The sequence below is a fragment of the Streptomyces sp. NPDC057543 genome (assembly GCF_042801895.1).
GTDB lineage: Bacteria > Actinomycetota > Actinomycetes > Streptomycetales > Streptomycetaceae > Streptomyces.
Genome location: NZ_JBHVFF010000066.1, coordinates 1 through 21,713 on the forward strand (window position 1 = coordinate 1; position 21,713 = coordinate 21,713).

At 69.9% G+C, this 21,713-nt stretch carries 22 protein-coding genes, 1 tRNA gene and 1 riboswitch; of the genes, 14 read left to right on the plus strand and 9 right to left on the minus strand.

The window, feature by feature from the left end:
• Window positions 1–27 precede the first annotated feature (27 nt).
• The 3 genes from ACFU8Q_RS14125 to bcp all read right to left on the minus strand — a co-directional run bounded on the left by ACFU8Q_RS14125 (window position 28) and on the right by bcp (window position 2,261).
• A tRNA-Leu gene (locus tag ACFU8Q_RS14125) sits at window positions 28–111 on the minus strand.
• Window positions 112–162: 51 nt separating this feature from the next.
• Window positions 163–1,659: a glycine betaine/L-proline transporter ProP gene (proP, locus tag ACFU8Q_RS14130; RefSeq protein ID WP_384452499.1), complete on the minus strand. Its 1,497-nt coding sequence runs from the start codon at window positions 1,657–1,659 to the stop codon at window positions 163–165.
• Window positions 1,660–1,793: 134 nt separating this feature from the next.
• Entirely contained in the window at window positions 1,794–2,261 is a 468-nt protein-coding gene (gene bcp / locus ACFU8Q_RS14135) for a thioredoxin-dependent thiol peroxidase (RefSeq protein WP_384452501.1), read from the minus strand.
• Between the two features lie 129 nt (window positions 2,262–2,390).
• Here bcp and ACFU8Q_RS14140 point away from each other — a divergent pair, with 129 nt between their 5' ends.
• The 3 genes from ACFU8Q_RS14140 (at window position 2,391) to ACFU8Q_RS14150 (ending at window position 3,654) form a co-directional block, all read left to right on the plus strand.
• Entirely contained in the window at window positions 2,391–2,711 is a 321-nt protein-coding gene (locus tag ACFU8Q_RS14140; protein WP_384452504.1) for a DUF3618 domain-containing protein, read from the plus strand.
• 76 nt (window positions 2,712–2,787) lie between these two features.
• Window positions 2,788–3,126, plus strand: coding sequence for a co-chaperone GroES (locus ACFU8Q_RS14145; RefSeq protein WP_030923137.1), 339 nt, complete (start codon window positions 2,788–2,790; stop codon window positions 3,124–3,126).
• A 109-nt stretch (window positions 3,127–3,235) separates the two neighbouring features.
• Window positions 3,236–3,297: riboswitch (guanidine-III (ykkC-III) riboswitch) on the plus strand.
• A gap of 36 nt (window positions 3,298–3,333) precedes the next feature.
• Window positions 3,334–3,654, plus strand: coding sequence for a DMT family transporter (locus ACFU8Q_RS14150; RefSeq protein WP_384452507.1), 321 nt, complete (start codon window positions 3,334–3,336; stop codon window positions 3,652–3,654).
• Here the strand turns inward: ACFU8Q_RS14150 and ACFU8Q_RS14155 are convergent.
• Window positions 3,651–6,203, minus strand: coding sequence for a transglycosylase domain-containing protein (locus ACFU8Q_RS14155; RefSeq protein ID WP_384452510.1), 2,553 nt, complete (start codon window positions 6,201–6,203; stop codon window positions 3,651–3,653). The genes ACFU8Q_RS14150 and ACFU8Q_RS14155 overlap by 4 nt on opposite strands.
• A 169-nt stretch (window positions 6,204–6,372) precedes the next feature.
• On the opposite strand from ACFU8Q_RS14155, the gene ACFU8Q_RS14160 reads away from it, so the two are divergent.
• The 4 genes from ACFU8Q_RS14160 to ACFU8Q_RS14175 all read left to right on the plus strand — a co-directional run bounded on the left by ACFU8Q_RS14160 (window position 6,373) and on the right by ACFU8Q_RS14175 (window position 9,968).
• Window positions 6,373–7,173, plus strand: coding sequence for an ABC transporter permease (locus ACFU8Q_RS14160; protein ID WP_384452513.1), 801 nt, complete (start codon window positions 6,373–6,375; stop codon window positions 7,171–7,173).
• 13 nt (window positions 7,174–7,186) lie between these two features.
• Entirely contained in the window at window positions 7,187–8,053 is an 867-nt protein-coding gene (locus ACFU8Q_RS14165; protein ID WP_384452576.1) for an ABC transporter permease, read from the plus strand.
• Window positions 8,054–8,183: 130 nt separating this feature from the next.
• Window positions 8,184–9,188 (plus strand): ATP-binding cassette domain-containing protein, encoded by a 1,005-nt coding sequence (locus tag ACFU8Q_RS14170; protein WP_384452579.1) that lies wholly within the window; start codon window positions 8,184–8,186, stop codon window positions 9,186–9,188.
• Window positions 9,189–9,260: 72 nt separating this feature from the next.
• The gene (locus ACFU8Q_RS14175; RefSeq protein ID WP_384452582.1) at window positions 9,261–9,968 is read left to right on the plus strand and encodes a DUF1707 domain-containing protein; all 708 of its coding nucleotides are present in this window, start codon (window positions 9,261–9,263) and stop codon (window positions 9,966–9,968) included.
• Window positions 9,969–10,087: 119 nt separating this feature from the next.
• Here the strand turns inward: ACFU8Q_RS14175 and ACFU8Q_RS14180 are convergent, their stop codons facing one another.
• The gene (locus ACFU8Q_RS14180; protein WP_384452516.1) at window positions 10,088–11,338 is read right to left on the minus strand and encodes an SGNH/GDSL hydrolase family protein; all 1,251 of its coding nucleotides are present in this window, start codon (window positions 11,336–11,338) and stop codon (window positions 10,088–10,090) included.
• A gap of 146 nt (window positions 11,339–11,484) precedes the next feature.
• Between ACFU8Q_RS14180 and ACFU8Q_RS14185 the strand changes: the two genes are divergently transcribed.
• On the plus strand, window positions 11,485–12,870 hold the full coding sequence (locus ACFU8Q_RS14185; RefSeq protein WP_384452519.1) for a DUF445 domain-containing protein: 1,386 nt from the start codon (window positions 11,485–11,487) through the stop codon (window positions 12,868–12,870).
• Between the two features lie 67 nt (window positions 12,871–12,937).
• On the opposite strand, the gene ACFU8Q_RS14190 is transcribed toward ACFU8Q_RS14185, so the two are convergent.
• Window positions 12,938–13,240: a hypothetical protein gene (locus ACFU8Q_RS14190; RefSeq protein WP_384452522.1), complete on the minus strand. Its 303-nt coding sequence runs from the start codon at window positions 13,238–13,240 to the stop codon at window positions 12,938–12,940.
• Between the two features lie 201 nt (window positions 13,241–13,441).
• Between ACFU8Q_RS14190 and ACFU8Q_RS14195 the strand changes: the two genes are divergently transcribed.
• From ACFU8Q_RS14195 to ACFU8Q_RS14205, 3 genes are read left to right on the plus strand one after another with little or no spacing between them, the layout of a single operon-like run.
• A complete protein-coding gene (locus ACFU8Q_RS14195) occupies window positions 13,442–14,974 on the plus strand; it encodes an MFS transporter (RefSeq protein WP_384452525.1) in 1,533 nt (510 codons plus the stop codon).
• Complete coding sequence (locus ACFU8Q_RS14200) at window positions 14,971–15,690, plus strand: TetR family transcriptional regulator (RefSeq protein ID WP_384452528.1); 720 nt, start codon at window positions 14,971–14,973, stop codon at window positions 15,688–15,690. The genes ACFU8Q_RS14195 and ACFU8Q_RS14200 overlap by 4 nt, the downstream gene beginning before the upstream one ends.
• Window positions 15,691–15,750: 60 nt before the next feature.
• Window positions 15,751–16,317: a hypothetical protein gene (locus ACFU8Q_RS14205; RefSeq protein ID WP_384452531.1), complete on the plus strand. Its 567-nt coding sequence runs from the start codon at window positions 15,751–15,753 to the stop codon at window positions 16,315–16,317.
• A gap of 199 nt (window positions 16,318–16,516) precedes the next feature.
• Here the strand turns inward: ACFU8Q_RS14205 and ACFU8Q_RS14210 are convergent, their stop codons facing one another.
• The gene (locus ACFU8Q_RS14210; protein WP_384452534.1) at window positions 16,517–17,086 is read right to left on the minus strand and encodes a MepB family protein; all 570 of its coding nucleotides are present in this window, start codon (window positions 17,084–17,086) and stop codon (window positions 16,517–16,519) included.
• A gap of 200 nt (window positions 17,087–17,286) precedes the next feature.
• Here ACFU8Q_RS14210 and ACFU8Q_RS14215 point away from each other — a divergent pair, with 200 nt between their 5' ends.
• The gene (locus ACFU8Q_RS14215; protein WP_384452537.1) at window positions 17,287–17,586 is read left to right on the plus strand and encodes a hypothetical protein; all 300 of its coding nucleotides are present in this window, start codon (window positions 17,287–17,289) and stop codon (window positions 17,584–17,586) included.
• Between the two features lie 280 nt (window positions 17,587–17,866).
• On the opposite strand, the gene ACFU8Q_RS14220 is transcribed toward ACFU8Q_RS14215, so the two are convergent.
• Entirely contained in the window at window positions 17,867–18,214 is a 348-nt protein-coding gene (locus ACFU8Q_RS14220; RefSeq protein WP_384452540.1) for a hypothetical protein, read from the minus strand.
• A 273-nt stretch (window positions 18,215–18,487) separates the two neighbouring features.
• Here ACFU8Q_RS14220 and cpt point away from each other — a divergent pair, with 273 nt between their 5' ends.
• Complete coding sequence (cpt, locus tag ACFU8Q_RS14225; RefSeq protein ID WP_384452543.1) at window positions 18,488–19,021, plus strand: chloramphenicol phosphotransferase CPT; 534 nt, start codon at window positions 18,488–18,490, stop codon at window positions 19,019–19,021.
• Between the two features lie 220 nt (window positions 19,022–19,241).
• Here cpt and ACFU8Q_RS14230 read toward each other — a convergent pair whose 3' ends face one another.
• Window positions 19,242–20,099, minus strand: coding sequence for a hypothetical protein (locus tag ACFU8Q_RS14230; protein WP_384452546.1), 858 nt, complete (start codon window positions 20,097–20,099; stop codon window positions 19,242–19,244).
• Window positions 20,100–20,854: 755 nt separating this feature from the next.
• Between ACFU8Q_RS14230 and ACFU8Q_RS14235 the strand changes: the two genes are divergently transcribed.
• Entirely contained in the window at window positions 20,855–21,646 is a 792-nt protein-coding gene (locus tag ACFU8Q_RS14235) for an LPXTG cell wall anchor domain-containing protein (protein ID WP_384452549.1), read from the plus strand.
• The last annotated feature ends 67 nt before the right edge of the window (window positions 21,647–21,713 follow it).

The following is a 21,713-nucleotide window of genomic DNA, read 5'->3' on the forward strand; positions in this document are numbered from 1 at the left end:
GTCCCTTGATTCGCAGGCCGTTTACTGTGCGGCGGAAGGGATTCGAACCCTCAAGCCGTTTCACGGGCCACAGATCCTAAGTCTGCTGTGTCGCCATTGCACCACCGCCGCCAGCCGTCAGCCATGTTACCGGGGCGTGTCCGAGGGCCGACATGTGCGGGGTCAGAACTTCGGGTCCGGTGTCTGGGATGCGACCAGTTCTGCTGCCTCTTCGGGCGTCCCCACCGACGGCGGGGAACCGGCCAGGGGCTGTTGGGCGGTCTCCTTCATGCAGGCCACGGCGATCGCACCGACCAGGGCAGCCGCCATCGCGTAGTAGGCCGGCATCAGTTGGGTGCCGGTCCAGCTGATCAGGGCCGTGATCACCAGGGGGGTCGTACCGCCGAAGAGGGAGGCCGAGAGGTTGTAGCCCACCGAGAGGGAGCTGTAGCGGACGTGGGTGGGGAAGAGGGCCGGGAGGGCGGCGGACATGGTGCCGAGCATGCAGACCAGGGAGAGGCCCAGCATCAGCATGCCGGTCGTGACGGCGGGGATGCCGCCCTGCCGGATGAGGAGGAAGGCGGGGAGGGAGAGGAAGAAGAAGCCGAGCATGCCGGTCATCAGGAGCGGCTTGCGGCCGAAGCGGTCGGAGAGTTTGCCGACCTGGCTGATGATCAGCATCAGGAAGACCATGACGGCGAGCAGGATGAGCAGGCCGTGGGTCTCGCTGTAGCCGAGTTCGTCGGAGAGGTAGGTCGGCATGTACGACAGCAGCATGTAGTCGGTGATGTTGTACGCGCCGACCAGGCAGATGCAGAGGATCAGGGACGGCCAGTACTGCCGGAAGATTCTGGCGAGGTCTCCCTTGGCGGTGGTCTCGACGCCGTCGGCGGCCTCCGTCGCGTGGGAGGTGCCGCCCTCCAGTTTCTGGAACGCGGGGGTCTCGTCCAGGCGCAGTCGGAGGTAGAGGCCGACCAGGCCGAGGGGGCCCGCGACGAGGAACGGGATGCGCCAGCCCCAGGCTTCCATCTGGCCGGAGTCGAGCATCGCGGTCAGCGCGGTGACGAGTCCGGCGGCGCCGACGTAGCCGGCCAGGGTGCCGAATTCGAGGAAGCTGCCGAAGTAGCCCCGGCGTTTGTCGGGGGCGTATTCGGCGATGAAGGTGGAGGCGCCGCCGTACTCGCCGCCGGTGGAGAAGCCCTGGACCAGGCGGAAGAAGATCAGCAGGGTGGGGGCCCACAGGCCGATGGAGTCGTGGGAGGGGATGACTCCGATCGCGAAGGTGCCGACGGCCATCATGATCATGGTGAGGGCGAGGACCTTCTTGCGGCCGATCTTGTCGCCCATGGGGCCGAAGAACATTCCGCCGAGGGGGCGTACGAGGAAGGCGACGGCGAAGGTCGCGAAGGAGGAGAGGAGCTGGGTGGTGTCGTTCCCCGACGGGAAGAAGACATGGCCCAGGGTGGCGGCCAGGTAGGAGTAGATCCCGAAGTCGAACCACTCCATGGCGTTGCCGAGCGATGCGGCCTTCACCGCCCGCTTGACCGCCCGGTCGTCGGTGACCGTGATGTCCGACCGGCGCAGCTTCGGGTTCTTGCGTTGGCGGATGGCGCGGAAGAGGGTCGGGTGGCGTTTGACCGCTTCCGGGCCGGCCGCCTGATGGGGGTTGGTGGCCGCCATGGCCGGGTCCTTTCCTCGGGTGGGTGCTCCAGGAAGGGCTTCTGTGCGGTCATGGCGGTCGCAAACCGGTTCGGTGGCCGAATGGGATGTCCCTCACATCTTCAGTTGTGCGGGGCAGCGCCGACGGGCCGGGTTCAGATCCCGAGGTCCTTGATGATCTTGGCTACGTGGCCGGTGGCCTTGACGTTGTAGAGGGCTCGCTCGACCTTGCCGTCCTCGTCCACGACGATCGTGGAGCGGATGACGCCCGTCACCGTTTTGCCGTAGAGCTTCTTCTCGCCGAAGGCGCCGTATGCCTCCAGGGTCTCTTTGGAGGGGTCGCCGACCAGGGTGACCTCGAGGTTTTCCTTTTCGCGGAACTTGGCGAGCTTCTCGGGCTTGTCGGGGGAGACGCCGATGACGTCGTATCCGGCGCCCGCGAGGAGTTCCAGGTTGTCGGTGAAGTCGCAGGCCTGCTTGGTGCAGCCGGGGGTGAGGGCGGCCGGGTAGAAGTAGACGATGACCTTGCGGCCCTTGTGGTCGGCGAGCGAGATGTCGTTGCCGTCGGCGTCGGGGAGGGTGAAGGCGGGGGCGGTGTCGCCGGGCTGGAGTCGCTCGCTCATGGTTCTCCTCAGTTGGACACGTGGGGTGTACGGGACCGAGCGTAATAGGGGTGCCGCCGGGTGCGTGGGCGGTGGAGCTGACAGACTGTCGATGAAGGTTTACCGGACGAGGACCACGGAGGCGGCGCAGTGTCGGATGCCAGGACCCCTGCGCAGATCGAGGCGGACATCATCAGCAGGCGTGAGCAGCTTGCGGTGGTGCTCGATGAGATCGGGGTGCGGGTGCACCCGAAGACGATCATGGGTGATGCGAAGGCCAAGGCTGCCGAGGCCGTGGACCGGACGGCCGGGCGGGCTTTTGTCGCGGTGAACCGGGCGGTGTCGGATGTGAAGCTGCGGTTCGTGTCCGAGGACGGTTCTCCGCGTCTGGAGCGGGTGGTTCCGGTGGCGTTGCTCGCGGTGGGTGTCGTGGGTCTGCTGACGGTGTCGAAGCGGCGCCGGAAGAAGTGATGGTGCGGGCCGTGTGCTCCGGAGGTGTGTACCCCGGAGGCGTGTGGAGTCGCGGTGGGCAGGTAGGTTGCGGGGCGTGAGCGAGAACACCGACGACAAGCTGCCCATCCGCATGTTGCATGACCGCGTGCTGGTCCGGTCCGATACGCCTGAGGGCGAGCGGCGTTCCGGTGGCGGCATCCTGATTCCGGCGACGGCTGCGGTCGGTCGTCGGCTGGCCTGGGCCGTGGTGGTCGCGGTGGGTCAGAACGTGCGGACGGTGGAGCCGGGTGACCGTGTGCTGTACGACCCCGAGGACCGTGCGGAGGTCGAGGTGCGCGGTGTGGCGTATGTGCTGATGCGTGAGCGGGATCTGCACGCGGTGGCGGCGGACCGGTTCGAGGGGTCGGTGGATTCCACCGGTCTGTATCTGTGATCCGCATCCGTGACCGGTTTCTGTGACCGGTTTCTGTAGTCGGCGGTAGCGACAGCAGCAGTGGTGAGTGGCCTGGTGACCGATGTCACCAGGCCCTTTGCTTGTTCTTTGCTACGGTGGGCTGACCCCCGACGAGACGCGCCGTACCGGGTTTTGCAAAGACGACGCACCGTGTTTTCCGTGTTCTGTCTCGTCGGAGGTGCCGTCATGGCGTGGGTTCTGCTGATTGTCGCCGGTCTGCTGGAAGTGGGCTGGTCGATAGGGATGAAGTACACCGAGGGGTTCACCCGGCTGTGGCCGAGTGTGTTCACGGGTGTCGGGATCGTGGCGAGCATGATGTTGCTGTCCCAGGCGGCGAAGACGCTGCCGATCGGGACGGCGTACGGGGTGTGGGTCGGTATCGGTGCGGCGGGGGCGGCGGTCCTCGGCATGGTGGTGCTGAACGAGCCGGTGACCGCTGCCCGGATCTTCTTCGTCTGTCTGTTGCTGGTGGCTGTCGTGGGGCTGAAGGCGACCTCGGGTCACTAACGCGGGCCCGGGGGAACTGTGGGAGCCGTGGGCGCCGTGGAAGCCGTGGAAGCCGAGGGCGCCGTGGGAGCCGAGGGCGCCGTGGGAACTAAGGGAGCCGAGGGAGCCGAGGGGGCCGTGGGAGCCGTGGGAGCCGTGGGCGGCGGGGACGGCGCGGGGGCCGGGGTGCCTCGGGCGCCCGGGAGGAAGTCGTAGCGGTCCCAGCCGCCGTTGTCTTCGCGGCGAGGGCCGCCGTTGTCGCCGCCGTTGTCCGGTCCGCCGTTCTGCGGTCCACCGCCGGTCAGGTCGCCCATATCCGTGCCGCCGGTGATGTCTTCGCCGCCTCCGGGGCTCGGCGGGCTGCCGGGTGCGATGCTTTCGGAACTGCTCGGCGGCGTGCCGGAGGGCGGCTCCGACGGTGTCCAGGTTTCGCCGGGGAGGGTGCTCTCCCCGGTGGGTGAGGCGGTTTCGTCGGCGCCGCTTTCGAGGTTGAGGTCGAACTCCTCGACCGCGGTGCCGCGCAGCGCGGCTTCGGTGTACTGGGCCCAGGTCCGGGCGGGGACGTCGCCGCCGTTGACGCGGGCCAGTCCGAGTGCTCCGTAGAGGGATTTCTGTACGCCGGTGTCGGGATCCTGGCCCATGACGGCGATGACGGTGGTGAGGTCGGGGGTGTAGCCGGCGAACCAGGCTGCCTTGTCGTCCTCGGCGGTGCCGGTCTTGCCGGCGGCGGGGCGGCCGGCGCCACGGGCGGCGATGCCGGAGCCGTTCTCGACGACGCTCCGGAGGATCGCGGTGGTGGTGTCGGCGGCTTCGCGGCTGACGGCCTGCTCGGTGTTCCTGCTGGGAAGTTCGAGGTCCGTGCCGCCCTTGCTGACCTTGTCGACGAGGATGTACGCGCCGTGCCTGCCGTGGTTGGCGAGGGTGGCGTACACCTCGGTCATGTCGAGGACGCCGGCAGTGGCGACGCCGAGTGCGATGGAGGGAGAGGCGGTGAGGTCTGGGGTGTTGCGGGGGATGCCGAGGCTGACGGCGGTCTGCTCGACCTTGGCGGGGCCGACATCTTCGGCCATTTGGGCGTAGACGGCGTTGACGGACTTGTCGGTGGCTTCGCGGACGGTGATGGGTCCGTAGCTGATGTCGTCCTCGTTGGCGGGGGAGTATCCGGTGGGCCCGTTGGGGCCCTCGACCATGCGTTTGTTGGTTCCGTCGTACACGGTGTTGGGGGTGATGCGCCGGCCGTCCTGGGTGGTCGAGTCGTTGGCGACGGCGGAGGTGAAGACGAACGGTTTGAAGGTGGAGCCGACCTGGTAGTCGCGGCGGGTCGCGTTGTTCACGTACTGCTTGGTGTAGTCGACGCCGCCGTACATGGCGACGACGCGGCCGGTGCCGGGGTCGATGGAGGCGCCGCCGACGCGGACGTTGCGGTCGGCTGTGCGGTCGCCGCTCGTCTGGGACATGACGTTGTCGTCGACGGCTTTGACGAGTGCGTTCTGTTTCTTCTTCTCCAGCGTGGTGGTGATCCGGTAGCCGCCGGTGGCCAGGGTGTTCTCGTCGATGACCTTGTTGGTGGTGAGGTAGTCGTCGACGGCCTGGATGATGTAGCCGCGTTGTCCGGAGAGTCCGGTGGCCGGCTTGACCTTGCCGGGTACGGGGAACTTCATGGTGGCGCGGGTGCGGGCGCCGAGCCACTTCTTCTTGACCATGCCGTCGAGTACGTAGTTCCAGCGTGCGACGGCGTCCGCCTTGTTTCCGGGGTGGACGACGACGTCGTAGGCGCTGGGGGCGTTGAGGAGGGAGGCGAGGTAGGCGCCTTCGGCGGTGGTGATGTCGCCGATGTCCTTGCCGTAGTAGGCCTGTGCGGCGGCCTGGATGCCGTAGGCGTTGCGGCCGAAGTAGCTGGTGTTGAGGTAGCCCTCGAAGATCTGGTCCTTGGATTCCTCGCGGTTGAGTTTGACCGCGATGAAGAACTCCTTGATCTTGCGGGCGATGGTCTGTTCCTGGCCGAGGTAGTAGTTCTTGACGTACTGCTGGGTGATGGTCGAGCCGCCCTGGGTGCCCTTGCCGGTGAGGGTGTTCCAGGCGGCTCGGGTCATGGCTTTGACGTCGACCGCCCGTTCGGAGTAGAAGTCGCGGTCCTCTGCGGCGAGTACGGCGTGCTGGACGGTGAGCGGGACCTGGGAGAGTTTGACGTTCTCGCGGTTGATCTCGCCGGAGCGGGCGAGGACGCTGCCGTCCTTGTAGAGGTAGACGTTCGACTGCGCGGTGGCGGTGGCGTTGGCGGGCGGGATGTTGACGAGTTCGTACCCGGCGACGAAGCCGCCGATCAGGAGCAGGGCGAGGACGAGGACGGCGCCGAGGAGCATCCGCCAGGTGGGGACGGCGCGGCGCCAGCCGGTGCGTTTGGGCCGTCGGTGGCGCTTGGGATGCTTCGCGGTGCCGTCCTGTCGACTGCTCTGTCGACCGTCCTGTTCTCCCCTGTTGCCGCTGCTGCTGCCGTGGGCGGACGGGTCCCTGGGGTCCCAGCCCCGGGGTTCGTTCTCCCCGCCCGGCTGCTGTGGCTCGTCGCTCATGTCCGTGCAGACTCCTCGGCCGCGGTCAGTTCCCCCATAGTGCCCTTTTCTATGGAATAAGCCCCGGATCGACCGCCAAAAGCGGTCGCGGCGGCTGCGTCCGCTGGGCTAGGGTTCTGCGCTTTGGTGTCCAACGCCGTTGGGCGCCCGAGCACAGGGGGTGAATGCGGTGCGGCTGTACACGGTGGTGGCGGCGGGTGGGTTCCGGCGCTATGCCACATACCGGATGGCGACGGCGGCGGGAGTCTTCACCAACACCGTCTTCGGGTTCATCATGGCGTACGCCTACGTGGCGCTGTGGGACGAGCGTCCGCAGCTCGGCGGTTATGACATGTCCCAGGCACTCACCTATGTGTGGCTGGGGCAGGCGCTGCTGATGACCTGCGCCATGATGGGTGGCGGTTTTGAGGACGAGCTGATCGAGCGGATTCGCACCGGCGATGTCGCGGTCGACCTGTACCGCCCGGTGGACCTCCAACTGTGGTGGATGGCAGGCGACTTGGGGCGGGCCGCGTTCCATCTGCTGGGCCGCGGCATCGTGCCGATGCTGCTGGGTTCGCTCGCTTTCGATCTGGCGCTGCCCGTCTCGCCGGGGATCTGGCTGGCCTTCCTCGTCTCGGTGACGCTCGGTGTCGTGGTCAGTTTCGCGATCCGCTATCTGGTGGCGCTCTCCGCGTTCTGGCTGCTGGACGGTGCCGGGGTGTCGCAGATGACGGCCCTGGCCGGGATGTTCTTCTCCGGGATGCTGCTCCCGCTGACGCTGTTCCCCGGGGTGCTGGGTGACGTGGCGCGGGTGCTTCCGTGGTCCTCGCTGCTCCAGGTGCCGGCCGATGTGCTGCTCGGGAAGCGGACGGGCTGGGGGCTGGTGGAGGCGTATGCCTTCCAGGGTGGCTGGGCGTTGACGCTGCTGCTGGTGGGCCGGCTGGTGCAGTCGGTGGCGACGAGGAGGGTGGTGGTCCAGGGTGGCTGAGACGGCCGGTGCGGTGGAGGTGGCGGGGGCCGGGGTGACGGACGCGCCCGAGGTGGTGTTCGTCGAGCGGTCGAGGCTGGTCGAGGGAGTCCGGGCGTACGGGCTGATCGCGGCGATGTGGCTGCGTTCGACGATGGCGTACCGCGCCTCGTTCGCCATGACGGCGTTCGGGAACTTCGCGGCGACTGCCTTCGACTTCGTCGCGATTTTGCTGATGTTCTCGCACGTGGACGCGCTGGGCGGTTACACGCTGCCGGAGGTCGCGTTGCTGTACGGGGCCGCGGGCACCGCGTTCGGCCTGGCCGACCTGGTGCTGGGGTCGATGGACCGGCTGGGGCGGCGGGTGCGCGACGGCACGCTGGACACGCTGCTGGTACGTCCGGTGCCGGTGCTCGCCCAGGTCGCGGCGGACCGGTTCGCGCTGCGCAGGCTGGGGCGGATCACCCAGGGCGGGCTGGTGCTCGGGTACGCGCTGGTGACGCTGGACATCGCGTGGACGCCGCTGAAGGTGGTGATGATTCCGCTGATGCTGCTGAGCGGGGCGGCGATCTTCGCGGCGGTGTTCGTCGCCGGGGCGGCGTTCCAGTTCTTCGCCCAGGACGCCTCGGAGGTGCAGAACTCGTTCACGTACGGAGGGAACACGCTGCTCCAGTACCCGCCGTCGATCTTCGCGAAGGACCTGGTGCGCGGGGTGACGTTCGTGGTGCCGCTGGCGTTCGTGAACTGGCTGCCGGCGCTGTACGTGCTGGGCCGGGACTATCCGCTGGGCCTGCCGGACTGGGTGGCGTTCCTGCCCCCGGTGGTGGCGGGCCTGTGCTGGCTGCTCGCGGGCCTGGCCTGGCGCGTGGGGCTGCGCGCGTACCGCAGCACGGGCAGTTGACGAAACACCGAAGCAGGGCAGGGCAAACACAAGGGCAGGGGCACCGGACGACATGAACACCGAGACCGACGCCGGCAGCGACGCCGGCAGCGATACCCACACGGACATCGGCAGCGACACCCACACCGTCATCGGCAGCGATACCGATACCGATGCCGGCAGCCACACCGACTTCATCGAGCTCGACCACGTCGAAAAGGTCTTCGACGTGCGTCGCAGGACCGGCTTCATGCGGGGTGAACGCCGCCAGGTGCGGGCGGTCGACTCCATCAGCTTCCGCGTCGCGCGCGGCGAGATGGTCGGCTACATCGGGCCGAACGGCGCCGGGAAGTCGACCACGATCAAGATGCTGACCGGCATCCTCACCCCGAGCGGCGGCCGGCTGCGGGTGGCGGGCATCGACCCGTCCAGGGAGCGGACGAGGCTGGCACACCGGATCGGTGTGGTGTTCGGCCAGCGCACCACGCTCTGGTGGGACCTGCCGCTGCGCGACTCCTACCGGCTGATGCACCGGATGTACCGGATTCCCGACGCCCGCTACCGCGAGAACCTGGACCGCTGCGTCGAACTCCTCGACCTGGGCGAGCTGTTGGACGTACCCGTACGACAGCTGTCGCTGGGGCAGCGGATGCGCGGGGACATCGCGGCGGCGCTGCTGCACGATCCCGAGGTGCTGTACCTGGACGAGCCCACGATCGGCCTGGACGTCGTGTCCAAGGCCAAAGTCCGGGGATTCCTGAGGGACTTGAACGCCGAGCGCGGTACGACCGTGCTGCTCACCACTCACGACCTGACGGACATCGAGCAGCTCTGCAAGCGCGTGATGGTGATCGACCACGGCCGGCTCATGTACGACGGTGCGCTCGCCGGACTGCACGAGGTGGGCGAGAGCGAACGGACGCTGGTGGTCGATCTGGAGCGTCAACTCCCGCCGATCCGGCTGGAGTCGGCCCCCTCGGTACGTACGGTGAAGGTGGAGGGACCGCGCCAGTGGCTGGCCTTCCCGGCCTCGGAGTCGGCCGCGCCGCTGGTCGCCCGGATCGCCGCTGAGTATCCCCTGGTCGACCTGTCGGTGCGGGAGCCGGACATCGAGGCCGTGATCGCGAAGATGTACGCGTCGGCCGGCGGCAGGTAGGCGGCAGGCGGATCGGTGACGGGAGCGTACGGGTTCAATAAGCTGAGCGGCATGACAAGTGACCTCCCGGACATGCGTGCTTCCGATGCCGAGCGCGAGCGAATCGCCGAGACCTTGCGCGAGGCGGTGGCCGAGGGCCGGCTGGAGATGGAAGAGTTCGAGCACCGGCTCGAAGCGGCCTACAAGGCGCGTACGCATGGGGAGTTGGAACCGCTCGTCCGTGACCTTCCGGCACCGGGCACCCACCTGGCCCCGGTGGGCCCCGCCCCGGCTCCGGCGGCGACCGGTTCGGCGGTGCGCTGGGCGGACCGTATCGGCAAGCCCGCCACGTCGCGCGGCGCGTTCGCGATCTGGGGAGGGTTCGGCCGCCGGGGAAACTGGACGGTGGGCCGGAGGTTCACCGCGTTCACGATGTGGGGCGGGGGCGAGATCGATCTGCGCGAGGCCGACTTCGAGGACCGTGAGGTGGTCATCCGCTGCTTCACGATCATGGGTGGTATGCACATCACGGTCCCGCCGGAGCTGAACGCCCAGGTCAGGGGCGTCGGCATCATGGGCGGCTTCGGTGAGCGGTCGAAGGACGAGGGGACTGTGTCCCCGGACTCCCCGCAGGTGCGGATCGTCGGCCTTGCGCTGATGGGCGGCGTCGGAGTGGAGCGCAAGCGGAGCAAGGCGCAGAAGCAGCGGCTGAGGGACGCGGAGCGGGTGCGAGAGTTGGAGGAGCGCCGGCGCGGGGGCGAGCGGGGACGGCTGGAGAAGGGCGACGGGCGCCGCGAATAGGGCGTGTGCCGGAAGCCTTTTCTGCTCGCGACGCCCAGGACGGTGCCGGTCTGCCGGCCCGTGGAGGTCAACGAGGCAGCAGACCCGGTCATCGAGCGGGGCGTCGCGGCCGTGGAGCGTCAGAGCGCGCCGGAGGCGGGCGTGTTGTCTTCCAGGGACGCCAGGTCCACCCGTGAACCCAGTCGCCGGTAGCCCGTGTCGTTCAGGTGGAGGTGGTCGCCGCAGTCGTAGGCGGGCAGCAGCCGGGTCGGGTGGAACGGGTCGCGGGCAGCCTCGTCGAAGTCGATGAACGAGTCGAAGACCCCGCCCGCCCGGATCAGCTCGTTGACCCGTTCCCGTACGGCGTTTCGCGCGGGTGTCCAGGTGTGGAACCCCTCGTACGGCATCAGCGTCGCCCCGACGACCCGCAGCCCTCGTGCGTGGGCGCGCCGGGTCAGGGAGTGCAGGGCGTCCACGATGCGCTGCGGGTCGGTTTCCTGCGGGAACTGCTGCACGTCGTTGATGCCGAGCGCGATGACGACCGTCTTCACCCCGGCGACGTCGAGCACGTCACGGTCGAAGCGGGCGCTCGCCCGTACGCCGCGGCCGTCGCGCAGGATGCGGTTGCCGGCGATGCCCGCGTTGACCACTGCGTACCGGCCGCCGAGCCGGTCGGCGAGCACGTCGGGCCAGCGGCTGTTCGCGTCGAGGGTGGAGCCGCTGCCCGCGGTGAGCGAGTCGCCGATCACGGCGATCGTTCCGGCGGCGGACCCGTTGTGCACGTCGACGGCGGTGAGGTAGCGCCAGTCGGTGGTGCGCCAGGTGCCCCGCTCGTCCTCCACGTACGACGTCTGGTGGGTGCCCGGGTGGATGGTGACGGGGCCCTGGGCGGTGGGGGTGCGCAGGGTGACGACGAGATCGGCGTCGGCGGCGACCGGGACGACGACCGGGTCGCTGACGATCTGCCCGCCCGCGGCGACGGTCACGGCGCCCGCGCCCCGGAACGTCACGGGGCGGGTGTTCACCGTGGCGTGGTCGATGACCAGCGGATTCGTACCGAAGAGGTTGGACAGGGTGATGCGGGCCGCGTCCCCGCCGATGCTCGTGTGCACGACGTTACGGATGGTGCGCCGGCTCAGGTCGTTGCTGTGGTAGGTGTCGGTCACCCCGGCGGCGGGGGCCGCCGCCCAGGTCGCGAGCCAGAGGCCGGTGGAGTGGGCCGGTGCGGCGGGCGTACGGGCGACGCCCCGCGGGTCGGGTGCGGCGATCCGCTGCGACCGGGCGCCGGGGCCGGTGAAGAGCAGCGATCCGGCGAACGCCACACCGGCGGCGAGCGCGGCGGTGCCCGCCACGAGGGCGATGTGCAGGGCGTACCCCTGGCGCCTGGGCATGGGCGGTGGTTCTCCTCGTGGTCGGTCGGGCTGATCCCATGATGAGGCAGGGCGTCGGGAACTCGACGAGCGGCCCGGGAGTAGGTCAGGTAGGCACAATGCGTACGGGACACCGGGGGCGATGCGTACGCGGACGGGTGGAGCGGATGGAACGGATCGATCGGACCGGACCCGGGGAACAGGGTGCGGGGCCGCAGGGGCGTGGCCGGGAGCGGGTGGCGGGCGCGGCCCGTCCGGTGCCCGGCGGCCGCCCGGCCCCCCTCGCCGCCTCGTTCGCGTACACCGCGGCGGACGAGGAGAAGCGGCGCGGCGTACGCAGGATGAAGACCACGGCCACGGGCCTCCTCCTGCTGGTCGCGCTGGTGTATGTCCTTGCCACCTGGGCGAAGAACGCGGGCGTGGGCGGCTGGCCGGGCTTCGTCGCCGCGGCCGCCGAGGCGGGGATGGTGGGTGCGCTGGCCGACTGGTTCGCCGTCACGGCGCTGTTCAAGCGTCCGCTCGGCCTGCCGATCCCGCACACCGCCATCATCCCCACCAAGAAGGACCAGCTCGGAGCCTCGCTGGGTTCCTTCGTCGGCGAGAATTTTCTCTCCGGCGATGTCGTACGCAGCCGCATACACGCTCTCGGCATCGGTGGCCGGGTCGGGGCCTGGCTGGCCGAGCCGGCCCACGCCGACCGGGTCACCGCGGAGCTGTCGACCGCGCTGCGCGGCGCGCTGACGGTGCTGCGGGACTCCGATGTGCAGGCCGTGGTGGGTGAGGCGATCACCCGGCGGGCCAACGCGGCGGAGATCGCTCCGGGCCTGGGCAAGATGCTGGAGAAGATCGTCGCCGACGGCGGCCACCGCAGGGTGGTGGACCTGATCTGTGTGCGCGCCCACGACTGGCTGGTGCTGCACGGCGATTCGGTGATGAACGCGGTGCAGGGCGGGGCGCCGGGCTGGACGCCGCGGTTCGTCGACAAGCGGGTGGGGGAGCGGGTCTACAAGGAGCTGCTGCGCTTCGTCACGGAGATGCGGGACATGCCGGGGCACCCGGCGCGCGCCGCGATCGACACGTTCCTGACGGACTTCGCGGCCGACCTCCAGACGGATGAGGACACCCGGGCGCGGGTGGAGCGGCTGAAGTCGGAGATCCTGGGGCGCGCCGAGGTCCAGGAGGTCATCGCTTCGGCCTGGTCGTCCGTACGCACGATGATCATCACGGCGGCGGACGACGAGCAGAGCGAGCTGCGGCTGCGGGCCCGGGCCTCGTTGCTGACGTTCGGCGCGCGGCTGGCGACGGACGGGCGGATGCAGGCCAAGCTGGAGGGCTGGCTGGAGGACGCTGCGGTCTATGTCGTCACGACGTACCGCGCGGAGATCACCTCACTGATCAGCGACACGGTCGCGGGCTGGGACGCGGCCCAGACGTCGAAGAAGATCGAGGCGCACATCGGCCGTGACCTGCAGTTCATCCGGATCAACGGCACGGTGGTGGGTGCGCTGGCGGGGCTGCTGATCTATACGGTGTCACGGGCGCTGGGGGCGTAGGGGAGCTCGGACGGCAGGGGCGGGGCTTCGGAAAGCCCCGCCCCTGTTTCGTACTCCCGCGCGTGATTCAGGCGGCCCGGCGGGTGACCGCCCACGACGCGGCGGCCACGCTTCCCGCGACGGTGAACACGGCGGGCCAGGCGCCGACCTTCTTGGCCAGCGGATGCGAGCCGGCGAACGCGGCGACATACGCGGTGGTCAGCCCGACGGCCGCGCACGGCCCGGCCTGCCGGTTCCACTGGTACGCGGCGACCGTGCCCGCGGCGGCGAGGGCGACCCCGCCCAGTGGCCGCTTCTTGGTCCATCGTGCGACGGCGTACCCGCCGACCAGTCCGCTCGCCGCCACCGCCGCTGCCGGAAGCTTCGCCATCGCAGCCACCTTCGCCTTCTTGTCCGAGTCGTCCGGGCCCGGAGCCCGGGTCTTCGAGGCTAACGCGGCGCCCGGACAAACGGTCGCCAAGGGGGTGCACATGCGTTTACCCTGGGGGTGAACGCATGTACACCCCTGCGTCGTGCTCTCGCGCGGCGCCCGCGCGCGACACCCTTGCCGCCGAGCACCGTACGGAGAGCCATGCCCGCGGACATACCCGCCCCGACCGCCGCCACGGACGAGGACCCGCACCCCCGCTTCGCCGTCGGCGTGCTGGCCTTCTGCGGCGTCGTGGTCGCGGTGATGCAGACGATCGTCGTACCCCTGCTCCCGCACATCCCGGCTCTGACCGGCGCCACCCCGGCCGCCGCCAGCTGGCTGGTCACCGTCACCCTGCTCACCGGCGCCGTGTTCACGCCCGTCCTGGGCCGGGTCGGTGACATGTACGGCAAGCGGCGGGTGCTCATCGCCTCGCTCATGGTGCTGGTGGTGGGCTCGGTGCTGTGCGCGGTCAGCTCCCACATCGGCGTGCTGATCACCGGCCGCGCCCTGCAGGGTGCGGCGCTCGCCGTCGTCCCGTTGGGCATCAGCATCCTGCGCGACGAACTCCCGCCCGAGCGGGTGCTGTCCGCCGTGGCCCTGATGAGCTCGACGCTCGGTATCGGCGCGGCGGTCGGGCTGCCGGTCGCGGCGCTCGTCGTCGAGAACTTCGACTGGCACACGATGTTCTGGGTCTCGGGCGCGATCGGCGTCATCGACATCGTGCTGGTGCTGTGGTGCGTACCGGAATCCCCGCTCCGCACCCGCGGCCGCTTCGACGTCGTCGGCGCGCTGGGACTGTCCGGGGCCCTGGTCTGTCTGCTGCTCGCGGTCACCCAGGGCGCCGACTGGGGCTGGACGTCGGCCCGTACGGTGGGTCTGCTGGTGGCCGCCGTGGTGGTGGCGCTGCTCTGGGGAGCGTACGAACTCCGCGTGCCGACGCCCATGGTCGACCTGCGGGTCTCGGCCCGCCCGGCCGTCCTGCTCACCAACGTCGCCGCCCTGCTGATCGGTTTCGCCTTCTACGCCAACTCCCTGGTCACCGCGCAGATGGTGCAGGAGCCGAAGGCGACGGGTTACGGGCTCGGCGCCTCGCTCGTCGTCAGCGGGCTGTGTCTGCTGCCGGGCGGCGTGATGATGGTGGCGCTCTCGCCGGTCTCGGCGCGGATCTCCGGAAGGTACGGTCCGAAGGTCAGCCTGGCGCTGGCGGCGGGGGTGATCGCGGCCGGATACGTGGTGCGGTACTTCACCAGCCACAGCCTGTGGCTGATCATCGCGGGTGCGACGGTCGTCGCCTCGGGCACGGCCATCGCGTATTCGGCGCTGCCCGCGCTGGTCATGCGCGGCGTGCCGGTCAGCGAGACGGGCGCGGCCAACGGTCTCAACACCTTGATGAGGTCGATCGGGCAGGCCTTCTGCAGCGCGACGGTGGCCGCGGTCCTCGCCGGCATCACGTTCGTGGCGGGCGGCAGGACGGCCCCGACGCTCCACGCCTACCAGGTGGTCTTCCTGATCGCGGCGGGCGCGGCGTTCGCGGCGCTGCTGGTCACGCTGTGCCTGCCGGGCGGCCGTAAGCCCGTGGCGGTGGGTACGGGTACGGTCGAAGGGAACAGCCGCAACGTCGCGGGCGACCGGAAGGACGGCGTGCGGACGATGCCGGTCCAGGAGATCCGGGAGACCCAGGAGGGCGCATGATCAGCGGCCAGGCCACCGTACCGGGACCGGCGCCGGCGCCAGGACCGGTGCCGGGACCGATCGCCGCCGATCCGGCCCGCGGACCGGCTGGACCGGAGCCGACCACGGCGACCGCGAGCGCCTCCGCCGCGGCCACCACGACCGGCGCGGCAACCGCCACCGCCACCTCCGACGTCGCCGATCCGGGCACGGGCCGGGACGCGATCCTGCGCGCCGCGCGCCGGGCGTTCACGCAGCGTCCGTACGCCGACGTGACCATCAGGGGCATAGCGGCCGACGCCGGAGTGAGCCCGTCCCTGGTCGTGAAGCACTTCGGCCGCAAGGAAGAACTCTTCAACACCGTCGCCGACTTCGGCCCCGCCGCCGCCGAACTCTTCGACGCCCCGCTCGACATGCTGGGCCGCCACATGGTGGTGACGCTGGTGCGCCGCCGCCGGGAACTGCAGTCCGACCCACTGCTGCGGGTCGTCTTCTCGCTCGGCAACCGCGACGAACGCTCCCTGTTGCGCGACCGTTTCCACGAACAGGTCACCGACTCCCTGGCCGCCCGCCTGCCCGGCCCCGAAGCCACCCTGCGCGCCGAACTGATCGCCGGACACCTCCTCGGCCTCGGCGCCACCCTCAGCCTCCACCGCGAGGGCGCCGGCGCGGACGCCACACCCGAACACATCGCGGACCTGTACGCGCCCGCGTTGCAGGCCCTGATCACGGGGTGAGGAACCGGCGACGCCGGGCCGGGCATGTATGGTCTGGGCCATCCGGACGAGGGGGGCCTCATGTCTATCCGCACCAATGTGCGCGCCACCGCAACGGCCATGGCCGCGGCAGCAGTTCTCGGCGCGGCCCTGGTGGGCTGCACCGGCGCGACCACGTCGCAGGGGCCGGGTGACGACGTTCCGTACGTGGCGCCGTCCGTGAACGCGTCGGCGATGGACGAGGCGGCCGAGGTCGCCGCCGCCGAGCAGAGCGCCTCGGACGCGGCGAGCGCGGACGCGGAGGCGAACGCGGCGGTCGAGGAGGCTGCCAACAGACCGGAGGCCGTACGTGACGCCTTCGCGGGCCTCCAGGCCACGTTGAACGACACCTGCGCACCGGGATCGTCGAACTGCGCCTACTTCCTGGGCCGTGTCCACGACGAACTGGTGCGCCTGGAGAAGGCGATGAAGGCGGACGGTCAGGGCCCCGCCCACTTCAAGGAGCCGCTGGCCCGGATCAGCGACCTGCGCAAGACGCTGAACGGTGACACTTCCACGGACAACCTGGAGAAGCACCGCTCCGAACTGATCGGCACCCGCGACCGCATCAACACCTGGATGCAGGGCCACCCGGAGGACTACCGCTGACACCCGCCGGACGGACGACCGGTTGAGCACCGACGGGGTGAGGGCGCCCACGCGGAGCCGGGAACTTACTCCTGCTCGGCCTCCGCGGCCCGCCCCGTCAGCAGATTCCTGACCGGCGACGACCGGGACCCGTTCCCGTCACGACACCGCCCCGGCACGAGCGGGGCGCGGCTCGTACCGGGGCGGGTGGGCGGTGCCGTCACGGGTGATGGAGCGCCCGGGAACGGCCAGAGCCGACCGCCCCGCCCTCTTCCGCAGGCAGGCCCACACGCAAGAAGTAGTCCGCCTGCCACTCCTGCGTACGGCCGGCCTGGCGATGGGTCGTCGTCACCCAGCGCGGGTAGACGCGGAAGGCGCGCTTCCCACCGGAACCGTTCCTCGACACGATGCCCTGCTCGCAGAGCACGTCCCGCGGAAACGCGAACTGCCCGAAATGGTCGGCGTCACGGGCGCTGATGACGAAGAGATCGACAGGGTCCTCGGAGTCGTAGGGCTGAATCGGCCTACCGGCGGACCGCTTCCACACCGTCATGAACCGGCCGGCCTTCGTCGGTGTCGTCCCGGCCACCCGGAACCTGACGGCGGCGCCGTCCACGGTGAAGACATGCGCCCGTACTCGGCCGGCGCTCTCCGCCTCGGGCACCGGCCGGGAGCATACGAACCCGCACGGGTCGTAGACCAGCGCCTTCGCCGCGAGAAGGTCGGCGTGCATCGGCCCGTCGCACGACCAGGGCTCGGGTGTCCGGGCCCACGAGACGTCGCCATTCATCCCGTTCTGTCATCGCGCCGAAGGTGGGCGCCGACGAGTGCATGGGGCCGCCCGCACCCGGGCTCGGGCGCCGCGGCTGACCCCGAGTCCCGCCCCACCGACGGGGCTTCGCCACACCCCGCCCCGCCCCGGCCGGTCCGCCGCCCCCTGTCGGTATGATCGGTGCGCTATTTGAACTCGTTCAAAAAGGGGGACATGTCATGCCTGAGCCAACCGTGCCCGACCCGACCGACACACCTGCCGTCGCTCTGGGACCCACCGCACTTGTCCTCGGCGCCATCTCTGCCATCTCTGCCATAGGCGCATGGGTGCCCGCGCTCGCGTTCGTCGCGTTCCCATGGACGATCCTCGCCGGAGCCCTCGCCATTACCTTCGGCGCGGCGGGCATCCACTATGTCCGCCGCGGCACGGGCCGCCTGTGGACCGCAATCGCCGGAACCGCCCTCGGCACCATCGGACTCGTCGGCAGCATCGCCCTCATCTGGGCGATCAGCGCCTGACCCCCGAGCCCCTGCCGGGAGTCGCTCGGCCCGCACGACTCCCACCGGGCGGGCCGCAACTGCGTCGCCCTCGGGAGCCCCGCGAGGCCACGGCCCGCACGGTGCGCAGCACGGTCTCGTTGGAGGAACCGCTGCGCAGACTTCCGGACAGCAGAAGGAACACACGCGGCGTCGGCATACGCGGTCAACCCGCGACGGCCAGGACCCGTTCCCGTCACGACACCACCCCGGCACGAGCGCGGCGCGGCTCGTACCGGGGCGGGCGGGTCGGGGGAGGGGATCAGCTGAAGACGACCGAGCGGAGCTTCAGCCGGCTGGAGGCGTGGCCGCCTTCGGGCCGGAGGGTGAAGTAGTCGCCCATGCAGTCGGCGCCGGTGAAGACCGTCGCGCTGGAGTCGGTGAAGTTCCACGGGGTGTGGGCCGGGTTCGACGAAGCGGGGTCGGCGACCTCGGGCAGGGTGATGCACATCCGGCTCGGCGGGTCGATGAGGAAGCCCAGCCGCGGCGAGCCGTCGAGACCGGAGTACATGTACGTGAAGTCGCCGGAGGCCGCACCGGCCGAGGTCGGCAGGGCCACGATGAGCGCGAGCGCGCCGAAGGCGGCAGCCACGGTGGAACGAAGACGCATGAAGGCACTCCTTGTGCGGGGAAGCGGAAACGGCCCAAGTGTGAGCTGCTGACCTGCGGTTACTGCCGAATGTGGGGTGCCTTCACCCGGACGGGAGCTGCCGAATCGGTTCTGCCGACGGCCATGCGGGTCATGCGTGTGACCTGCGGAGTTGACCACCGAGGGGCGGGGGCTAGGTCCGTCGGCCCCGCGACTTCGACGGCGTCATCGCCCGACTCCGTAAGGCATGGACCGGCCGCGTACCGAGGCATGGGCACGTTCTACGGTGGCCCGATGAAGACGCAGATGATTGTGCTCAACGGCGGCTCCAGCTCGGGGAAGTCCGGGATCGCCCGGTGTCTGCAGGCGGTGTTGCCGGACTCGTGGCTGACCTTCGGGGTCGACACGCTGGTCGACGCGATGCCCGCGGCCATGCGCGCCTCGGACACGGGTATCGAGTTCGCTCCCGACGGGGAGGTGACCGTGGGCCCCGAGTTCCGTGCGTTGGAGACGGCGTGGATCGAGGGCGTTGCCACAATGGCGCGGACGGGAGCCGGAATCATCGTCGACGAGGTGTTCCTCGGCGGCGCGGCCTCCCAGCAACGGTGGCAGAAGGCGCTCGGGGGGCTGCAGGTGCTGTGGGTCGGCGTCCGGTGCGAGAGCGCCGTCGCAACGGCCCGGGAGATCGCGCGAGGTGACCGGGTCCCCGGCATGGCGGCCGCACAGGCGGATGTGGTCCACCAGGGCGTGACCTACGACCTGGAGGTGGACACGACGCGGAGCGAGTCGATGGAGTGCGCGCGGATCATCGCCGCCCGCATCGAGTGACCGGGCACAGCCCACCACCCCAATGATCATTTCCGGCCACAGCACTACAGTTCGCAGGGTTCCAGCTCACCGACGACCGCGGCTGCACGGTTCAGAAGCGCCTTCGCCCCGTCCACAACAGCCTGCGCCCTGCCCGTGACGGCCTTCGCCCCCGTGACGGCCTTCGGGCCGTGACGGGGGCGATTTCGAGCGGTTGCTTCTGATGCCCTTGCGGGAGGCGTCAGTTGGCGGGTGCCTGGTAGAGGCCCCGGCCGGCGCGGTGGGCCCGGGAGGTGGCGACGAGCCGGTCGAGGGTGCTGCGTACCGTGTTGATGCTGTTGGGGGTGAGCTCACGCCCCAGCGCCTTCGTGACTTCGCGGGCGCGGACGGGGGTGTCGCCGAACGTCGCCAGCACCTTCATGGCCATCTCGGTGAGGCTGCCGCTGTCGTCGACGGCCGGTGCGGCGGGCGCCGCCTTCTTCGGCGCCTTGGCCTTGGCGGGCTTGGCGGCAGCCTTGGTGGCCTTCGTGGCCTTGGTGGCGGCAGCGGGCTTGGCTGCGGGCTTGGCGGAGGCCTTGGTGGCGGGCTTGGTGTCCTTGACGGCGACGGCCTTCTTGGCCTGGCCGCGCGTGCTCTTCGGCTTGGCCGGAGCCTGCTTGCCGGCCTTGGGCGCGGACGCCTTACGGGCGGTGCGGCGCGCCGGAGCCGCCGCCGCTGCCTGCTCCTGCGGGGCTTCTGCCTGGACGGCGGTGTCGATGGACTCCTGCGCCTGATGCGGAATCCGGGGAGCGGCAATGCTCTTCGCCCCGGCCCCGGCTTCTGCCGTGACGTCCTCAGCCTTGACGTCCCCCGTCGGGACGTCCGCGACCTCGGTGCCCTCGGCACGGATGTCCTCCGCCTCCGTGTTCGAGGAGGGAACAGGAGCGGTGGACAGTACGCGCAGAGCCGACAGCGCGGTACGCACCGACTCCAGGCGCTCGGTGACTGTCGAGAGTTCCTTTTCGAGGGTCTGCTGGTGCTGCTCCAGACGCGGAAGTTCCGCCTCCAGTACGGCAGTTGTGGCTTCGATGGTGTCGAGTGTCTTGGTCTCGGAGGTCATGTTGTCGTCCTTCTCTCCCGGTCGACCGTTGGTGACCGATGTGTTGCAGCGTAAGGGGCGTTGTGTTGTGGCCGGAAATCGACGCTTCGGCGCGACTGTCCCGGAGCCGCTTTTCGCATGGACGGCCAGTCTCCTGAAACACCCCGCCGGGCGTCCCGCGGACCGGTCGCGAGCCACTCGTTCGGCCCCTGCTGTCCATCGCCGCCCTCAGCCGCCGCTCTCCCCGGCACCCCACGCGAGGCGGCCTCCGCCACACGCGCCGTTGTGCCGGCACCGTCCAGAGCCTCGCGAGTGATGTCCGCGTGCCCACCGTTGTGCGTGACTTCACCTATGGACAGACAGCGGAACACGGCTCAGGGCTGCGACCAGCCGGGATAGAGCAGATTCACACGAACGTGGTTGTCGAAGCGGTCAAGTCCGAAGAAGCGCTGGTCCATGACGATGGCGTCCTTCATCGACGCGTCGTCCAGCACGGCGAAGGTGTAGTAGCCCGCCTCCGCCGCCGTCGCGGCCGCAGTCGAGCGGTCGCACGATCGCGACTGTCTGACCAGGCATCAAGAGCCGGGCTGCCCGGCACTCTTGCGCCGCGGCCATCCGGAGGGCGCTGTTCCCAATCGTTATGTTGGACTAATGGGGCAAGTGGTGCACCATGTGACGCAAGTGGTCAGAGGTGCATTGACGGGGCGCGCCCAGTCGCAGGAAGCTGATCGATCAACCCCCCACGGCAGCCCTTTCAATCAACCGTTGGATTGCCCATGCGCACAGTTGCTTCCGCAGGCACGCTCACGGCCGCCGTCACCGCGGCCCTGCTGCTTGCCCCTACGGCGTACGCCACCGCACCCGGCGACAACGGCACCGTGAAGATCCACGATGCCGCGACCGGTGAGGAGCTTCGTAAGAACGAGCCTCACGTGTGCACCTTCTATCTCGACGCCTTCGGTTTCGATGCCGGCCAGAACGTCGACTGGCGCATCGAAGCCTGGGCCCCGACCGCCCACGTCAAGGGCGAGACCGTGAAAACCGGTTCGCTGAAGCTCGACGGCAAGGGGCACCTCCGTTCGGAGGACCAGTCCCTGCCCGACGGCCACTACAAGCTGTTCTGGAACTTCGACGGCGAGCACGGCAAGGCCAAGCACAAGGTCTTCTGGGTCGACTGCAATGACGACTCGAAGCCGGGCGGCGGCAAGCCGGGCGATGACAAGCCGGGTGGTGACAAGCCGGGCGGCGACAAGCCCGGTGAGGCCACCCCGTCGGAGTCCGTCACCGAGCCGGGCTCCGTCACCCCGTCCACCCCGTCCACCCCGTCCAACCCGGCGCAGCCGAGCGAGGCGCCCGCCTCGTCCGCTCCCGAGGGCACCACTGAGACGCCTTCGGCTGCGGCTTCGGCCTCCGCCCCCTCCTCGTCGTCACCGTCCGCACACAGTGAGGGCGACCTCGCCCAGACCGGTAACGGTGCGCCCGTCGGCCTGCTGTCCGCAGCGGCTGCCGCGCTCGTCGCGGCCGGTGGCTTCCTGGTGATCCGCCGCCGCAAGGCACAGCAGCACTGACACACCGGTGCCCCCGTGCTCCGCGGTCACGAGCACGGGGGCACCGTCGTGTGCTGGATCGCCCCGG

What these genes read in the sequence shown, in the direction of transcription:
- ACFU8Q_RS14185 (WP_384452519.1), top strand. Translation starts at nt 11,485, where the DNA reads ATGGAACGGATCGATCGGACCGGACCCGGGGAACAGGGTGCGGGGCCG.
- ACFU8Q_RS14220 (WP_384452540.1), bottom strand. Translation starts at nt 18,214, where the DNA reads ATGCGTCTTCGTTCCACCGTGGCTGCCGCCTTCGGCGCGCTCGCGCTC.
- ACFU8Q_RS14205 (WP_384452531.1), top strand. Translation starts at nt 15,751, where the DNA reads ATGTCTATCCGCACCAATGTGCGCGCCACCGCAACGGCCATGGCCGCG.
- ACFU8Q_RS14175 (WP_384452582.1), top strand. Translation starts at nt 9,261, where the DNA reads ATGCGTGCTTCCGATGCCGAGCGCGAGCGAATCGCCGAGACCTTGCGC.
- bcp (WP_384452501.1), bottom strand. Translation starts at nt 2,261, where the DNA reads ATGAGCGAGCGACTCCAGCCCGGCGACACCGCCCCCGCCTTCACCCTC.
- ACFU8Q_RS14200 (WP_384452528.1), top strand. Translation starts at nt 14,971, where the DNA reads ATGATCAGCGGCCAGGCCACCGTACCGGGACCGGCGCCGGCGCCAGGA.
- ACFU8Q_RS14210 (WP_384452534.1), bottom strand. Translation starts at nt 17,086, where the DNA reads ATGAATGGCGACGTCTCGTGGGCCCGGACACCCGAGCCCTGGTCGTGC.
- ACFU8Q_RS14180 (WP_384452516.1), bottom strand. Translation starts at nt 11,338, where the DNA reads ATGCCCAGGCGCCAGGGGTACGCCCTGCACATCGCCCTCGTGGCGGGC.
- cpt (WP_384452543.1), top strand. Translation starts at nt 18,488, where the DNA reads ATGAAGACGCAGATGATTGTGCTCAACGGCGGCTCCAGCTCGGGGAAG.
- ACFU8Q_RS14235 (WP_384452549.1), top strand. Translation starts at nt 20,855, where the DNA reads ATGCGCACAGTTGCTTCCGCAGGCACGCTCACGGCCGCCGTCACCGCG.
- ACFU8Q_RS14150 (WP_384452507.1), top strand. Translation starts at nt 3,334, where the DNA reads ATGGCGTGGGTTCTGCTGATTGTCGCCGGTCTGCTGGAAGTGGGCTGG.
- ACFU8Q_RS14190 (WP_384452522.1), bottom strand. Translation starts at nt 13,240, where the DNA reads ATGGCGAAGCTTCCGGCAGCGGCGGTGGCGGCGAGCGGACTGGTCGGC.
- proP (WP_384452499.1), bottom strand. Translation starts at nt 1,659, where the DNA reads ATGGCGGCCACCAACCCCCATCAGGCGGCCGGCCCGGAAGCGGTCAAA.
- ACFU8Q_RS14155 (WP_384452510.1), bottom strand. Translation starts at nt 6,203, where the DNA reads ATGAGCGACGAGCCACAGCAGCCGGGCGGGGAGAACGAACCCCGGGGC.
- ACFU8Q_RS14215 (WP_384452537.1), top strand. Translation starts at nt 17,287, where the DNA reads ATGCCTGAGCCAACCGTGCCCGACCCGACCGACACACCTGCCGTCGCT.
- ACFU8Q_RS14195 (WP_384452525.1), top strand. Translation starts at nt 13,442, where the DNA reads ATGCCCGCGGACATACCCGCCCCGACCGCCGCCACGGACGAGGACCCG.
- ACFU8Q_RS14230 (WP_384452546.1), bottom strand. Translation starts at nt 20,099, where the DNA reads ATGACCTCCGAGACCAAGACACTCGACACCATCGAAGCCACAACTGCC.